This window comes from Chryseobacterium sp. FH1, from assembly GCF_000735135.1.
GTDB lineage: Bacteria > Bacteroidota > Bacteroidia > Flavobacteriales > Weeksellaceae > Epilithonimonas.
Genome location: NZ_JPLZ01000002.1, coordinates 291,518 through 307,605, shown reverse-complemented (window position 1 = coordinate 307,605; position 16,088 = coordinate 291,518). Strand labels below are relative to the sequence as shown.

Below are 16,088 nucleotides of genomic sequence, written 5' to 3'. Positions count from 1 at the left end.
TGGATGTACAAAATTAACGCATAAAAATATGAAAGAGGAAAAATCCAGAAATTATTCGATGATGATATTTTAATGAGAATAACATTTTTTGGAATTTAGAATTGATTGGATTCTAACATATTTATGGCTGAGAGTGATGACAAGAATCTCTCTACATTCCAAAATCTTAGTAAAAAATATGAAATAAATGTAAAATTTTCCGTGGTTTTTAAAAACTTCCATCTTCCATCATCTCACTTCCGGCAAAATCCTTATTTTTGCACTTCAATTAAACTAAATATGGCAAAGCAAGAAGATGTTTTCAAGAAAGTGATTTCTCACGCAAAGGAATATGGTTTTATTTTCCCAAGTTCCGAGATCTATGACGGACTTTCTGCAATCTACGATTACGGACAAAACGGTGCGGAACTGAAAAACAACATCAAACAATATTGGTGGAAAGCGATGGTTCAGCTGAACGAAAACATCGTGGGCATCGACTCTGCCATCTTTATGCACCCAACGATCTGGAAGGCTTCCGGACACGTGGACGCGTTCAACGACCCATTGATCGACAACAAGGATTCTAAGAAGAGATTCCGTGCGGATGTCTTGATCGAGGATTATTGTGCGAAAATTGAGGATAAAGAAAATAAAGAAATAGAAAAAGCGGCCAAGAGATTTGGTGACGCTTTTGATAAAGCTGAGTTTGAAGCTACGAATCCAAGAGTTTTGGAATATCGTGCGAAAAGAGCGACAATCCTTACAAGAATGGCGAAATCTTTGGAAAACGAAGATCTTGCCGATGTAAAAGCTTTGATTGAGGAATTGGAAATCGCGGACCCGGACACAGGTTCTAAAAACTGGACGGAAGTGAGACAATTCAACCTGATGTTTGGGACCAAATTGGGCGCTTCCGCGGATACGGCGACGGATCTTTACTTGAGACCAGAAACAGCTCAGGGGATTTTCGTGAATTATTTGAATGTTCAAAAAACTTCTCGACATAAATTACCTTTCGGGATCGCGCAAATTGGAAAAGCATTTAGAAATGAGATTGTTGCGAGACAATTTATCTTCAGAATGAGAGAATTTGAGCAAATGGAAATGCAATATTTTGTAGCGCCTGGAACGGAGCTGGAATTCTATGAGCAGTGGAAAACAAAGCGTCTAAACTGGCATTTGGCTCTTGGATTGGGTTCTGAAAATTACCGTTTCCACGACCACGAGAAATTGGCGCATTATGCCAATGCTGCAGCAGATATTGAGTTTAATTTCCCGTTTGGTTTCAAAGAATTGGAAGGAATTCATTCCAGAACTGACTTTGACTTGAAGGCTCACGAAGCACATTCTGGTAGAAAATTACAGTATTTTGACCCGGAAAGAAATGAGAATTATGTGCCTTATGTAGTGGAAACTTCCGTTGGTTTGGACAGATTGTTCCTGGCTTTGTTCTCGACTTGTCTTAAGGATGAAGTTTTGGAAGATGGATCTGAAAGAACAGTTTTGAGTTTACCACCAGCTTTGGCGCCGGTAAAAGCAGCGATTCTTCCGTTGATGAAAAAAGACGGTCTGGCAGAATACGCTGAGACGATCTTCAACGATCTGAAGTATGATTTTAACTTGTTTTATGAAGAGAAAGATGCGATCGGGAAACGTTACAGAAGACAAGATGCAATCGGAACGCCACTTTGTATCACAATCGATCACGGTAGTTTGGTAGATAATACCGTGACCATAAGAGATCGTGATACGATGAAACAAGAAAGAGTTCCTGTGGCTGACTTGAGAAGGATCATTGATGAGAAAACGAGTTTCAGGAATTTGCTTGCGAAGATCTAAGTCTTTGAGAACCTCTGACTGACACGTCAAATTAATATATGAAAAATCCCGATTCAAAATCGGGATTTTTATTATTTGTCTTTTACCAAATGAATCACCTGATCATCCTGCGAAATAAGCAAGGAATCGCCTTTGGTTTCGGCAGAAATGGTGCTTCTCTCATAGAATTCTCCCTCCGCAGTTTTCTTCTTGAAATCCAGAACAAACTTGTTGTGATTGGATTCCAGAGTAACGGTTTTATCTTTTCCTTCTTCTATGAAAGTTGCCTTTGCACGGCTTCCGTCCTCCGCTTTGTAAGAATAGGAAACTTCGGTTTTTGGTTTTTCTTTCTTGCAAGAAATCATTGATAAAGCGATTGCAAAGCTGGAAAATAGAATAGTTGTTTTCATTTGTTATAAGATTTTGATTGATGACTGTTTTTGTAGCAAATTGTTGTCCAAATTAAAAAATCCCGAAAACGAATTTCGGGATTCTATTTGATTTTATTTAATTATTTCTTCAAAGCTTTAATGCCCATTTCAAACAATGCAAAACTCAGCAAATCAGCATTTTCGCCAATCACTTGTTCTGTAGAACGTCCTGCGCCGTGACCTGCATTTTTCTCAATTCTCAAGAGAATTGGATTTCCGCAAGCTTGTTTCTCCTGCAACTCAGCACCAAATTTGAATGAATGCGCCGGCACTACTCTATCATCGTGATCGCTTGTGATGATCATCGTTGATGGATAGCAAGTTCCTGTTTTTACTTGATGAACTGGCGAATAAGACTTCAAATATTCAAACATTTCTTTGCTGTCTTCCGCCGTTCCGTAATCGTACGACCAACCTGCGCCAGCCGTGAATTTGTTATATCGCAACATATCCAAAACGCCAACGCCTGGGAAAGCCACTTTTGCCAAATCTGGTCTCATCGTCATCGTTGCACCAACCAAAAGTCCACCGTTGGAACGGCCAGAAAGTGCCATAAATTCCTTCGAAGTGTAACCTTTCGACTGCAAGTATTCTCCCGCCGCTATGAAGTCATCGAACACATTTTTCTTCTGTTGCTTCGTTCCCGCATCGTGCCATTTCTTTCCATACTCTCCACCACCACGGATGTTTGGAACTGCGTAGATGCCTCCGTTTTCCATCCAAATCGCATTCACAACGGAGAAACCTGGCTGAAGGCTGATGTTGAAACCACCGTAAGAATAAAGGATTGTTGGATTTTTTCCGTCCAGCTTGGTTCCTTTTTTATAATTGATCATCATCGGAACTTTTGTCCCATCTTTGGAGGTGTAGAAAACCTGCTCAGAAACGTAATCTTCTGGATTGAATTTCACTTTCGGTTTTTGGTAAATTTCTGATTTTCCGGAATCTACATTGTATTTGTAAATCGTTCCAGGCGTGATGTAATTCGTGAAAGAATAATAGATATCTTTCTCTTTTTCCTTACCTCCAAAACCGGAAACTGTTCCTTTTCCTGGCAAAGCAATCTCCCTGATTACTTTTCCAGTCTTATCAAATTGCTTCACAATGCTGATGGCATCCTTCATATATTTCCCAAAAAAGTAACCGCCACCTTCAGAAATACTCAATACATTTTCAGATTGTGGGATGACGTCTTTCCAGTTTTCTGGGCTTGGATTTTTGATGCTCACTTTTACCAAACGCATATTTGGAGCGTCTTTGTCTGTGAAGATGAAAAGGTCGTCGCCTTGCGTATCTACAATATCGGCATTGATGTCAAAACCTTTGTTGATCTGAACAAAATCACCTCCGTTCTTCAAGTCTTTGATGTACAACTCGTTTCCGTTGGTTGCATTGGCGCCGGAAATAATCAAAAATCTTTGATCTTCTGAAACACCAGCAGAAAGATATCTTCTCGGTGTTTTTTCACCTCCGAAAATCAATTTATCTTCGGATTGCTTCGTTCCTAATTTGTGGTAATAAACCTTGTGTTTGTCGGTCATTCCAGACAAAACAGTTCCTTCTTTTGGCTTGTCGTAGCTTGAATAGTAGAAACCTTCGTCACCTTGCCAAGCGATTCCACTGAATTTCACATCAACAATCGTTTCATCGATTTGCTTCTTGGTGATGGCATCGATGATGATGATTTTGTTCCAGTCACTTCCGCCTTCTGAGATAGAATAAGCGGCAAGATTTCCTTTTTTGTTGAACGAAAGATTGGAAAGCGAGGTTGTTCCCTTTTCAGAGAATTTGTTCGGATCAAGGAAAACCTCGATATCTTTGGTTTTAAGACCAGTTCTGTAGATCACAGATTGCGCCTGCAATCCATTGTTTTTGGAAAAATAAGTATAATCGCCTTCTTTGAACGGTGCAGAGATTTTCTCGTAGTTCCAGATGTCTCTCAATTGACTTTTGATGGTTTCTCTGAAAGGGATTTTGGAAAGATAATTTTGGCTGTAAGCAACTTCCTCATCCACCCATTTTTTGGTTGCTTCGGAATCGTTTTCCAGATCACGGAAAGGATCTGCAACCGACGTTCCGAAATAGTTATCGGTTTGGCTTCCTTTGATTGCTTTGGGATAATTTGACTTTGACATAGATTGAGCATTGGCACCAACATAGAAAACAACAGCTGCTGTTGCAAAAATTGATTTTACTTTCATTTCTAATTTTTTGAATGTTCCCAAAATTAATAAAAATTCCCTCGCTAATTGCGAAGGAATGATGTAAATATGGAATGTTCGTAATCTATTTCTGGCTCAAGAAATATTCTGCCTCAGATTTTCCCCAATTCGGATCCAACGCCGTTCTTGGTTTGTACGTTTTGAACTGTTCCAACGCTTTCTTGAAAAGTTCTTGGCCTTTCGCTTTGCTTCCGCCAAATTGTTCCGGCGTAAAATAAGCATCTTCGGCCAAAAGGATGGTGATTCTTGGATTGTTTGGATCCAACTCTTGTGCTTTCGCAATCGCCTTTTGTGCAATTGGAGATTCCTGCATATAGCGCGACATCGGGTCAACCATCATTCGGAAACCGCTTGTCATTTTCTTCAGAATAAAAAGTTCCGCATTGTTTGGGCTAAGCGCTTCTGCTTTTTCAATATAATTTTCTGCCTGCTCTGCAACTGGGTCCAATTCTGCAGTTTTGCCAGACCTCATCAAGCTTCTTCCTTTCTGAATCGTCGCGAAAGCGGCGTAGTAATACGGTAACCATTGCGCTTTTTCCTTGGTTCCGATTCTGTCGAAATCGTTGGCAAGAGCAGTGAATTCTTCTGGTGATTTTTGCTCTTCCACTTTGGCCACTTTTTCTGTCATTGCCTTCTCATAAACCGTTTGAGCAAAGGCTGTAAAGCTGATGGACAACATTATGAGTCCTAAAATTAATTTTTTCATATCGTCGATTTTTATTTGTTTTAATTTGCTGATTCAAAGATAGAATGAGTTTTCTTCGGTTAAAATTTTATTCTGCTGAATTGTTGTTTTTGATGACTGAGTTGTTAGAGTTTGTTTAAATTTTTAAAATCTCGCTGATTTGGCAGATTATTCATATTTTATATTTAAAATAAATCTACACGATTTGCTTAATCTGCGAGAAAAAATAATATTCTTAGATATGGATTTACAAATTATTATTAATCGCATCATCCGTTTTATCAACTCCGAAACTCACAAAAACACCAACAAAAACAAAGGTATTAACTGGCGGTCTCACAGTAGTTCTAGTATTTCCATCCGCGGAATAATTGAAACCGTAAACATTTTTATTTCCCAAAATATTATTGATGCTCAAAACAAAAACGGTGAATGATTTGGAATCTTTTTTCCCAACATTAGGAACATAATTCACACTGAAGTTGAGTCCGCTGAAGTCTTTCAGTTTGCCTTGATTTCTGAGAATATTTTCGCCGTTGTCAGAAATAATATCATAATAAGGACGGCCCTTCGCGTAAGTGTAAGACATATTGAAACCCGTCTTCCAATCCATAATGAACTTTTTCGCCACGACATTCAAAGTGTGTTTTGAAGCGAAATTGGGCGCTAAACTAAAAGGATAGTTTAAGAAGTCTCTTTTCGAATCCAGATAAGAATACGTAATCCAATAATCAATGTCTTTGAAGGTTTTCTTGTCTCGCCAAAACAGCTCGATTCCTTTTGCAAAACCACCTCCGGAATTGCTGTTTGCAAACTGTGTGTATTGATTATTTGGCGATGATGAACTTTCGTTGGAGATAGACGAAGTTTTAATCAATTTATCATAGTTTTTATAAAAAGCTTCGAACCTCAAATTTCTGCCCTCAGCATTTTTCTGAACTTGAAAAATGTAATGGTCGGCTCTTTGAAAATCAAAATTGTTTGAAATCAAATATCTGCTTTCAGGATTTTGGTAAAACATTCCGTAAGCCAAAGACGTTGTCCATTGATTGGAAATCCGATAAGCCAAAGCAACTCTGGGTGAGAAATTCCATTTGTCGAGATACGAAGAATGTTCTGTTCTTGCTCCGATTTTTGCTGATAAATCATTGGTGAAAATCAAATCCGTCTCTGCAAAAACCGAGGAAATCAAATCTTTGTAATTCTTCTCGTAAAAGCCATAATTCATTTTCTCATCCGCATTGTTGAAGTCAACTCCAGCTCTCAAAGTATTGATTCCGACTTTTCTTTCGACTACCAATTTTCCATTGATGTAATTGGACTGGCTGTTGATTTTTGTTTGATTAATTTCCACATTATTGAGAAGGTTTGCAAAATCCAAATCGTTTGAATTGTACGTGTAAGAACCGCCGATATTCACCAGATATTTCCCAAATCTTTCTTTGTAAGACAAATTATGATAGGTATTTTGACCTTTCAAACTCACATTATTTCTGTCGAAATCTTTCTCCAAACTTTCGGATTCAACGGATAATTGATTCTCGTCCACACTTCCGTAATATTTTATGAAACCACCTTTTTTAGTTTTAATTCTGAAATTTCCATCAAAACCATAACCTTGTGGATATTTACCAAAATCTGTATTGAAATTGAATAATTTTCCCATCAAACCAAGATTTGAGTAACTTCCAGCAACGCCCCAAGAAGAGGTCTTGTTTTGATTTAATTTTTGATAATTGGCACTGATAAAAATCGGAGAAACACCAAAGTCGAATGACGTAGTTTCCGGTAAATCAACACTTTCTAAAATCAAAACGGATGACAAAGCCTGCCCATAAACCGCTGAATATCCGCCACTTGAAAAAATATTTCCTTTGAAAAGCGACGTGTTGAATCTATCTCGCCCAGCAATTCCCGGAACCGAATTTGTGAAATAATTGTTGATGAGATTCCCGTCCATAAAAATCTTGGTCTCCGCACCAGTTCCGCCTCGTACGAACAAACCTTCCGTCTCTCCCACTTTTTGAACGCCCGGCAGATAACCCAAAGCCGAAGAAATCTGACCATCTGCGCCAGCCGTCGTGTAAATATCCAAAGGCGTAAGCAAAGCCGTCGCCCGTTTTTTATCGCTCGCCTCGATGCTTCCTGCTGTAATTACAACGGCATTGATTTCATTAATCTGCGATTTCAAATTTGCCGGAACAGAAAGGTCTTTTCCTTCGATGTTCACTGGGATTTCTAAGGACTCGTAATTGTTGCCAGAGAAAACCAAAATTTGATTTCCTGCTTCTGTGGTTGTAAATGAATAATTTCCATTGGCATCGGAAGTTGCGCCATCATAAGTGTCTTTCAAAGTGATATTTATATCTTTCAAAGCTTTGTTTTTGAAAGTCACTTTTCCAGAAATCGTAATTTGCGACCAAATGCAGATGCTCATCAAAATTGCTAATAGACCGAATATTTTGCGATGCGTTTTCATATCTCATAATTTTGATTCAAAGATATTTGAGCTAAGCATCAATAAAAAGTAATTCTGACTGAATGGTAATTTTACTGAACCGAACCGTCAATGTTTCACGTAAAACATTTTGTTAACCTTTAATTATCAATCTTTTAAATAAATTTTAGATTTCAAAACTCTGAAAAGCGTCAATAATATGGGTGATTTCCAACGTCTTTTGCTGATTTGGAAGAACGGAAATAATGTCGAAACGAACTTCTTTGTCAATATTATTTTCTTCGATGTAATAATTGGTTGCTGAAATTAACAACTTGATTTTCTTTTTGTTAACCGCTTCCTGAGGTTCCAAAAATGCATCTGTATGTCTGGCTTTTACTTCTACAACCACGATTTGATTTTCAAATTCTGCGATGATGTCCACTTCTGCTTTTAGGTAGCGGAAATTGCGGGCAAGAATCTTGTAATTGGCCTTAACCAAAAAATCTACAGCTAAGTCTTCTGCTATTTTTCCAAATTCGTTGTGGTCTGCCATATCCTATGAATGATGAATGATAGTCGATAAATGATAGTTTATGTAAAATTTTAAATAAATTTATTATTTATATTTGAATAACCAAATACATTCTATAATGACCACTTTAAATCCACAATATATAACAGACAAAAATGGGAAAAAAACCGCTGTTATTTTGAAAATAAAAGAATATAAAAAAATTCTGGAAGAGTTGGAAGATGCAGATGATATTCGTCTTTATGATGAAGCAAAAAAAGAAGATGATGGAACAAGAATTCCTATGGACGAGGTTTTTAAAGCTATCGAAAAGAAGAAAAAATCTGATGTATAAAGTAAATTTTTCTAAAAAAGCGAGTAAAAGTTTACAAAATATTTCGGAGCCTTTCTATTCAAATATTAAAAAATCAATTCTTAGCTTATCAGAAAATCCACGCCCATTTGGTTATAAAAAATTGAAGGGTAGAGATGCGTGTAGAATTCGTGTAGGAAATTACCGAGTAATCTACGAAATTTTTGATATGGAGCTTGTAATTGACATCATAGACCTTGGCCATCGTAAAGATATTTATGATTAAAACTTAATCTTCACATCCTTCCCTACTTCCATTGTAATTTCTGAACCAATAATCAAAGGTCTGTTGTCGTAGATATGGCCGTTTGGAAAGTTGAAAACTGTCGGAAAATCGTACTGGGAAACTCGGTTTGCAATCTGTTGGTTGACGAATGGGTCGAAAGATTCTTCGTAGCTTTTGTTCTCGTTTTCTTTTCCCATATTGGTCATTCCGCCAACGATGAGTCCTTTTATTTTTTTGAAAACGCCGGCTAATTCCAAGCTCATAATCATTCGGTCCATTGCGTAGAAATTCTCGCCAATGTCTTCTATGAATAAAATCTTATCCTGAAAATCGAAAGAATATTTGCTTCCCAAAAGTGCATAAATCAACGCGAGATTTCCACCAACCAAAGTTCCGGAAGCCTCTCCTACTCTATTGTTTTCTGTGGATTCGATTTTGTAGGTTGGGAATTTTCCTTTCAGAATTTCGAATGTCAAATCATAACTTTCGTCGGTTACGCCAAAGCTTGACGTTTTGATGGTTTGTCCGTGGATGGATGCAAAACCCTTTTTCAACAGATAACTTTGAATTACTGTATTATCCGAATATCCAATATACCATTTTGGATTCTTCTTGAATCCTTTCAAATCCAAATGCTGAACCAAATGCTGACAACCGTAACCACCTCGGGAAGCCCAGATTGCGGAAATCTCTGAGTCGTTCAAAGCCCAATTAATGTCTTTAATCCGTTGTTCTTCTGTTCCGGCGTATGAATAGCCGTTTTGGAATTTTGTGTAGAGATTTTCGCCTAAAACGGGTTCGCAACCTTTGCTTTTGATTAAAGCTAAAGTTTTCTCCAATTGAGTTTCTTCAACAGAACCAGCTGGGGAAATGATGGCGATTTTGTCTCCTTTCTTTAGGGATTTTGGGAAAGTGGTGTTTTGCATTTGTGTTGGTTTATTTTTACGCAAAGGTCGCAAAGATTTTTTATTTTATTGAAAATATTTTAAGATTCGCAGAAGCGTTTCTCAGCAATAAAATATTAGAAAGAAATTTTGTCATCCTATGTTTACAAAGCAATTTAGATTCCTGCGTAATGACAAACAGACTGTGAAAAATTTAATTATGATTGTTGATATTCATAATAGCTTTTGTGGTTTTCAAAACAATTTTTTTTCTGAAAAGATGTAATAAAACAAAGATGCTAATTGTTTTATCAAAAACAACCATTCAAAACTCATTATCAATGACAAAAAGCATTTTACTGTTTTTTATTCTCATCTCAACTGTTTTCTCGGCTCAGCAAAATCTTAAGATTGACGGAATTATCATTAATTCAAACCAAGAAAAAGTCGCATTGCCGATTGCGGTTTATCTGTTTGGTGCTGAAAATCAATTATTAAAAACAACAATTGCACAAGATTCAAAGTTTGAATTTGACCAATTAAAATCGGGGAATTATCATATTCAGCTATCTTCGGATGATGTTATTCAAAATGAAAAGCCATTTAGTCTTGAAAAAAATCTGGCTTTAAAAATCATTTTCGAACCCAAAAGTTCGCAGATTGAAGAAGTGACCATTAGTGCTAAGAAAAAGATTTTCAAAGTAGAAAATGGAAATATTACGCTCGATGTTGCCAATTCTCCCTTGAACACCTTGCCAACTTCCACCGATTTATTGTCAAAATTACCTCTTGTAATGATGGACGCCAATGGCGAAGGATTATCGTTTGTCGGAAAAGGAACACCTTTGCTTTATGTTGATAATCAGAGAGTTGATTTTGCGATGTTATCTGCAATCGCGGTGGATGATATCAAATCTGTGGAAATTATCAGAAATCCTTCTGTAAAATATGAATCCGAGGGAAAAGCGGTTATAAAAGTCAATCTTAAAAAAAGCAGGAAAGATGGGTCACAGCTAAGTATTACGGAAACGGCAACTTTCCAGAAGCGTTTCAGCAATTATTTCGGAGTCAATTTTCAGCAAAAGAAAAATAAGACTGAGTGGAAGCTGAATACGGCCTACAACCAAATCAACCATTGGGAAAGCAACGGTTTTGATTATTCGGTTCCGAGTAGAAATATTAGTTCTGATTATGTGATTAAATCGATTACAAAACGGCCACAAACTATTTTTGGAGCGAGCCTGTATCAGGAATTGAATGACGATGGCGACTACATCACAGTCAGTTTAAATGGGAATTTCCGACCGGACAAAGGTGATAACAATACCAACACTTTCTACTCAGAAAATGGGAATTCCAAAGATGTCAAAACGCTTAATCAGCAAGATAATAAAAGAGCGACAATCAACTCTATCTTTAATTATAAGAAGAAAATAACAGAGTGGGATGCTGAGATTTTGACCGGATTTCAGTTCAAACGGGAAAGCAAAAATGTAGATTATCAATTTTTCAATGATACCAACAATTCGGGTTACGAGTTCAATCAATTTCGAGTTCAGCGATATTCTGGGAATGTTTATTCGGGAAGAATTGATATTGAAAAAAAATTGAGCGGAAATTACCGTCTGGAATTGGGCGGAAATTACACCAAAGCTGAAACCAAAAACGATAACAGAACAACTTATCAGAATAATCAAAATCCGGAACTTTATCTATACAATTTCAAGGAAGCAAATCTTGCGGGTTACACAAATCTCGCTTTTAATGCAGACCAATGGAATATTAATGCTGGTTTGAGAACGGAATCAACCAATGCAGAAGGTTTTGATAAAATTGAAAATCAAACTAAAATCAAAAGAGATTATTTGGATTGGTTTCCAAACGCAGAAATCAGTTTCAAGCAAAATGACAATTATGAATATGCTATGAATTTCAGAAAAAGTATTTCCCGTCCCAACTATGGAGATTTGTCTTCCGGCGGTTTGTACGGAAGTCCGTATGTCGAATATCAGGGCAATCCGGACTTGATTCCAACTTACACCAACACCCTTACTTTCACGACCAATCTCAATAAAATATCTGTCAACGCCTCGGCTTACACGAGTAAAAATCCGCTGGGTTACACTTTGGTTTATGACGATGACAGAAATATTTCGAAGTTCACGGCGGTTAATTTTGATGAAGAATCGGGCGTTTCTTTGGGTGTAGATGTGCCTGTTCAATGGAAAAAATGGACTTCGCAAAACAGCCTTTCCGTGAATTATGACAAAGTCGAAGATTCTTTGGCAGTGTTAAAAAAGTCGACACCTTACGTTTATTTTTCCACCAACAATACGGTGAATGTTTGGAAATATTTATCTGTTTTGCTGGATGGTTCTTACATCACAAAACGTGTGGAAGGTTTGTACGAAAACAATGCAATGTGCTTGGTGAATCTTGGTTTGACATCTTCCGTTTCCGATTTTGATTTTACTGTTCGATACAACGATGTTTTCAATCAAATGAATTACATCCAAAAAATGTCTTATGACAAAATCGCTTCAACTGGCACCTTTTTTGGGAATACTCCAACCGTATCGCTTTCTGCGAAATATAACTTTGGAAAATTGAAAAAATCAAATTACAAGGAAAAAGCGGTCAACGAGAATGCCAACAGGCTATAATTTAATTAAGAAAAAACAATATGGAACTAGTCACACTCAAAATATTCAATACAGAAATAGAAGCGGAAATGCTCAAGATTTTCCTAGAAACCAATGGCGTAGAAACCTTTGTCTTCGGGAATATTTTGGCTAATACTTACAATTTGTTCAACACGACAAGCGGAGGTGTTCAGCTCAAAGTCTCCGAAAATGATTTTGAAAAAGCGAATGAATTGATGGAAGGTTTCTATAATCAGGAAGGTTAAAATTTAATTCCAAATATTTAAAACAAAACAAAAAATGCAACTTTTCACAAGTTGCATTTTATTTATCTGAATTTTCAATAAATCTAAGTCAAAGGCGCACCAACAGCCAAATCACAACGGTGATGAGGTTCGCCGTGAGCTGGGTTCAAAGTTGGTTTTGGTCCGATTGACTGAGCTTGCGGTGCAGGCGCAACATTTGGACTTAAAATAGATGGCGTTTGCGCTTGTGGCGTTGCTTGTTGCTGAGACGGCGCACTGTCGATTGGCGCTCCAACGGCAATTTCGCAACGGTGATAAGGCTGTCCGTGTTCCGGATTCAAAGCTGGTTTTCCAGAAGTTGAAGCAACAGGAGAAGCGTTCAATGGCGTCGGAGTTACCGCATTTTCAGATGCAGAAACTGAAATTACAGATTCATTTCCAACAACTCCAGAATCGCTTTTCACAACTTCCGCTTCGGCCGTGCTTGTCTTTGCTTTGTCACATGAATATAAAAGTGCAACGCTTGCTATAAGGATTGTTATTTTTTTCAATTTTCTAATTTTATCAAATTTAAGATTTTTAAATTAAAATACTGTTTAGAATAATAAAACCACATAGGCACATAGAAAAATGTAAAATATACTTTGATAAAGAAGAAATAGAATGCACATCTATTTTTTCTTAAATCCATACAAAAAACTATGTGTCTATGTGGTTAATAAAATTTTCTATTATTAATTAGGAATTAGTTTTAAAACTTAAAATCCACACCAACATAGAAGTTCTGTTTCATAATTGGCGCATAAACCATTCCGCCATCAAAGTAATTTCCAAATGGATTTCCGGCGTCCAAAATCGCAACTTTCTGTTGATAACCCGTCAAATTCTCACCACCCAAATAAACCCTGATTTTCTCAGAAAAATTCCTGGAAATCTGAGCATTCAAAGTAGAATAGCTTGGCGAATAATCCCCAATCTGGAATTCCTCAGGATTCGATTTTGTGTTTGGAAGTCTTTGTTTTCCGACTAAATTTAAGGTCGTATCAAAACTCCAAAATCTGCCTTTCTCCGTTTTGTTGGTTGAATAAGCCAAGTTCGCAAATCCTCTGTGTTTCGCCATAAACGGCACTTTTTTCAATCCGCTCAAGTAATCCAAAGCCACATCATAATATTTGTAAGCCACTCGAAATTCCAGATTTTTCAAAGGCTGGAAATCCCATTGCGTCTGGAAACTGTTCGCAAATGATTTTCCTTCAAGATTATAAAACAAAATTTTCTGAGCCGATTCATCCAAATCTGTTACGACTTGATTTTGAAAATCTGTTCTGAAAAAATCAGCTAACAAAGTTGATTTTCTTCCAAATAATTTGAATTCCTGTTGTAAACTCACACCATAATTCCAAGCGATTTCTGGTTTTAAACCATAAATTTCTCCGCCATCATTGATAACTTGAATTTCTCGATTCGAAGCGAAATAAGACTGACTTTCCGCAAAAATATTCGCCGTTCGGAAACCTCTTCCGGCCGAAATTCTGAAAATGGTTTTTGGTGTCAAATCATATTTGAAATTCATTCTCGGCGTAAACTGCGTTCCTGCAAGATTGTGAAAATCCACTCGAGCGCCCGTTACCAAAGTGAATTTTTCGCCTGTCAAAGTATATTCCGCAAACAATCCTGGAACGGTTTCAGTTCTTTTGTAATTGTCCAAAAGGTAATCTTCATCGTATTTGTCATAAAGGAAACTCGCCCCAACTTTATATTTGTTGTTCGTATTTCCGATGATGCTTTCGAAAATCAAATTAGAATAATAAGACGTTTCTTTTCCATAATAATTTCTCAATCCGAAAAAGCTATCTTGCTGATGATAAGTGAGTTGATTCATCCAGCCTAAACTCTGATAGGGTTTCCCTTTGAAAATGTAACCCGTCTTGTTCCACAATTGAAACCTCGAAATATCAATTCCAACGCCATAAAGTGATTGTTCCTTTTGTGGAATCCTTTTGTTAAATCCAATTTGTCCGGCAGTTCGCTCATCTTTCAGAAAATTAATTCCAAAATGCGAAGCGAATCCAGAGCTTTCCAAGTCATTGTAATTCAACAAATAAGCTACATTTAGCTGACTTCCTTTTGGTCGGTCAAGAAAGTTATCATCGTTCATATCTGTGTCACCAAAAGTTCCGTTTCCGTGCAACAAAACACTTTGATTCCATTTGTCAGAAATTGGTGAAGTGCTGGTCACATTCGCTTCAACACGTCCGTTGTTATCAGAAAATAAATTGATTTCCGTTTCCGATTTTTTATCATCATCGTGGGACTTCAAAAGTTCTGTGTTGATTTGTCCCGTGATACTTTCGTAGCCGTTCACAACCGTGCTTCCGCCTTTCGTCAATTGGATTCCGCCAATCCATTTTCCTGGAATGAAATTCAGACCATAAGCTGAAGCCAAACCACGGATTTCCGGCAATTGTTCTTTGGTTAGAAGCGTGTATTTTTGGTCCAATCCCAACATTTTCAATTGCTTGGTTCCGGTCACCGCATTGCTGAAAGAAACATCCACAGTCGCATTGGTTTCAAAACTTTCGGACAGATTACAACACGCCGCTTTCAACAATTCCTTGGAACTGATATTGAAAATCAAGCCTGCTTCCTTTTTGCTGATTGCGGTTGCTTCCTTTTCTCGGGTAATTTTCACACCTTCGATTTGCTTTTCATCCGAATCTGTGTGGACATTTTCATTTTTATCAGAACCTCTCGTGTAAAGGCAACACGCAGGCAAAGCTTTGTACGCATCTTCCGACGCTTTGAATTTCTCGTTGTCGTGTCCGGCTTCTGCCACTTGTTTTAGAATTGTGTCGCAAGTGACTTTGGATTCGTCCAAAACTATTGTCAAGGTTTGAGTTTCCGCGCTCCAATTGGCAGAGATTGCGCCTGCTTTTGTCGCAGTAGTTTCTATTCTGGCCTTGCACATATTGCAGTTCCCTTTCACCAAAAACTGTTCTGTAACAGCTTGTGCAAAGGAAAAAACAGACGTCAGCAACAGCACAAAAAACATTAGTTTTTTACTTAAATTGTTCATCGTCAAAAATTTTGAATGGATTATTTAAGTTCGCAAACTTGTTTTGGGTCGCAGTTTTTCGCCAACTTTTTGCTGTTGTCCGGACGGTCGTACTGGCAACAAACTTCCAAATCGTCATAGACTTTGCTGGACGCACGGAACATTTCGTTGTCGTGACCAACTTCCGCAATGCTTTTTAGGATTGCTTTTTTGTCGGTTTTGGAAGCGTCATAACTTACAGTCAAGGTTTTTTTGCTCACGCTCCAAACGGCAGATTTTACGTTCTTGTCGGACTTTGCAACAGTTTCGATGCGGTCTTTGCACATTCCGCAGTTGCCTTCCACTTTGGCTTTGAAGGTTTTTGTCTGTGCAGAAAAGTTTGAAAATAGAAATATAGATAGGAACAACATTCCTGATTTTATGATTGTATTCATTTTGATTAATTTTAATTATTTGATTTATGTTTAATAAATCTTGAATTTATATTCTCGCAGATTTTACGGATTTAGCAGATTAACTTTTAGAATAAAAATCTGCAAGATTTGCTTAATCAGCGAGAGAAAATAATTTAAAA

The 16,088-nt window shown here is 37.3% G+C and carries 14 protein-coding genes; 5 read left to right on the top strand and 9 right to left on the bottom strand.

Annotated features, from left to right (window positions below; all coding sequences use genetic code 11):
* Positions 1-279 precede the first annotated feature (279 nt).
* Positions 280-1,821, top strand: a complete 1,542-nt coding sequence (locus IO90_RS02670) for a glycine--tRNA ligase (protein ID WP_034963654.1) — start codon at positions 280-282, stop codon at positions 1,819-1,821.
* A gap of 71 nt (positions 1,822-1,892) precedes the next feature.
* Here IO90_RS02670 and IO90_RS02665 read toward each other — a convergent pair whose 3' ends face one another.
* From IO90_RS02665 to IO90_RS02645, 5 genes are all read right to left on the bottom strand, one after another.
* A complete protein-coding gene (locus IO90_RS02665; protein WP_131450807.1) occupies positions 1,893-2,210 on the bottom strand; it encodes a hypothetical protein in 318 nt (105 codons plus the stop codon).
* A gap of 101 nt (positions 2,211-2,311) precedes the next feature.
* Positions 2,312-4,432, bottom strand: a complete 2,121-nt coding sequence (locus IO90_RS02660; protein ID WP_034964246.1) for a prolyl oligopeptidase family serine peptidase — start codon at positions 4,430-4,432, stop codon at positions 2,312-2,314.
* Positions 4,433-4,517: 85 nt separating this feature from the next.
* Positions 4,518-5,159, bottom strand: a complete 642-nt coding sequence (locus tag IO90_RS02655) for a tetratricopeptide repeat protein (protein ID WP_034963649.1) — start codon at positions 5,157-5,159, stop codon at positions 4,518-4,520.
* A gap of 226 nt (positions 5,160-5,385) precedes the next feature.
* On the bottom strand, positions 5,386-7,617 hold the full coding sequence (locus IO90_RS02650; RefSeq protein WP_034963647.1) for a TonB-dependent receptor: 2,232 nt from the start codon (positions 7,615-7,617) through the stop codon (positions 5,386-5,388).
* A 145-nt stretch (positions 7,618-7,762) separates the two neighbouring features.
* Positions 7,763-8,131: a YraN family protein gene (locus tag IO90_RS02645; protein WP_034963645.1), complete on the bottom strand. Its 369-nt coding sequence runs from the start codon at positions 8,129-8,131 to the stop codon at positions 7,763-7,765.
* A 97-nt stretch (positions 8,132-8,228) separates the two neighbouring features.
* Between IO90_RS02645 and IO90_RS02640 the strand changes: the two genes are divergently transcribed.
* Together IO90_RS02640 and IO90_RS02635 are read left to right on the top strand one after the other, a co-directional pair.
* Entirely contained in the window at positions 8,229-8,444 is a 216-nt protein-coding gene (locus IO90_RS02640) for a hypothetical protein (protein ID WP_034963643.1), read from the top strand.
* Complete coding sequence (locus IO90_RS02635; protein ID WP_034963639.1) at positions 8,437-8,688, top strand: type II toxin-antitoxin system RelE family toxin; 252 nt, start codon at positions 8,437-8,439, stop codon at positions 8,686-8,688. The genes IO90_RS02640 and IO90_RS02635 overlap by 8 nt, the downstream gene beginning before the upstream one ends.
* Here IO90_RS02635 and IO90_RS02630 read toward each other — a convergent pair.
* Complete coding sequence (locus IO90_RS02630) at positions 8,685-9,614, bottom strand: LD-carboxypeptidase (protein WP_034963637.1); 930 nt, start codon at positions 9,612-9,614, stop codon at positions 8,685-8,687. The two genes, IO90_RS02635 and IO90_RS02630, sit on opposite strands and share 4 nt — an antisense overlap.
* A gap of 299 nt (positions 9,615-9,913) precedes the next feature.
* Between IO90_RS02630 and IO90_RS02625 the strand changes: the two genes are divergently transcribed.
* Positions 9,914-12,235, top strand: coding sequence for an outer membrane beta-barrel family protein (locus tag IO90_RS02625; protein ID WP_034963636.1), 2,322 nt, complete (start codon positions 9,914-9,916; stop codon positions 12,233-12,235).
* A gap of 20 nt (positions 12,236-12,255) precedes the next feature.
* On the top strand, positions 12,256-12,480 hold the full coding sequence (locus IO90_RS02620; protein WP_051878212.1) for a putative signal transducing protein: 225 nt from the start codon (positions 12,256-12,258) through the stop codon (positions 12,478-12,480).
* Positions 12,481-12,563: 83 nt separating this feature from the next.
* Here the strand turns inward: IO90_RS02620 and IO90_RS18260 are convergent, their stop codons facing one another.
* The 3 genes from IO90_RS18260 to IO90_RS02605 form a co-directional block, all read right to left on the bottom strand.
* Entirely contained in the window at positions 12,564-13,010 is a 447-nt protein-coding gene (locus IO90_RS18260; RefSeq protein ID WP_051878209.1) for a hypothetical protein, read from the bottom strand.
* 200 nt (positions 13,011-13,210) lie between these two features.
* On the bottom strand, positions 13,211-15,535 hold the full coding sequence (locus IO90_RS02610) for a TonB-dependent receptor domain-containing protein (RefSeq protein ID WP_034963635.1): 2,325 nt from the start codon (positions 15,533-15,535) through the stop codon (positions 13,211-13,213).
* Between the two features lie 20 nt (positions 15,536-15,555).
* The gene (locus IO90_RS02605; RefSeq protein WP_034963633.1) at positions 15,556-15,948 is read right to left on the bottom strand and encodes a heavy-metal-associated domain-containing protein; all 393 of its coding nucleotides are present in this window, start codon (positions 15,946-15,948) and stop codon (positions 15,556-15,558) included.
* Positions 15,949-16,088 lie beyond the last annotated feature (140 nt).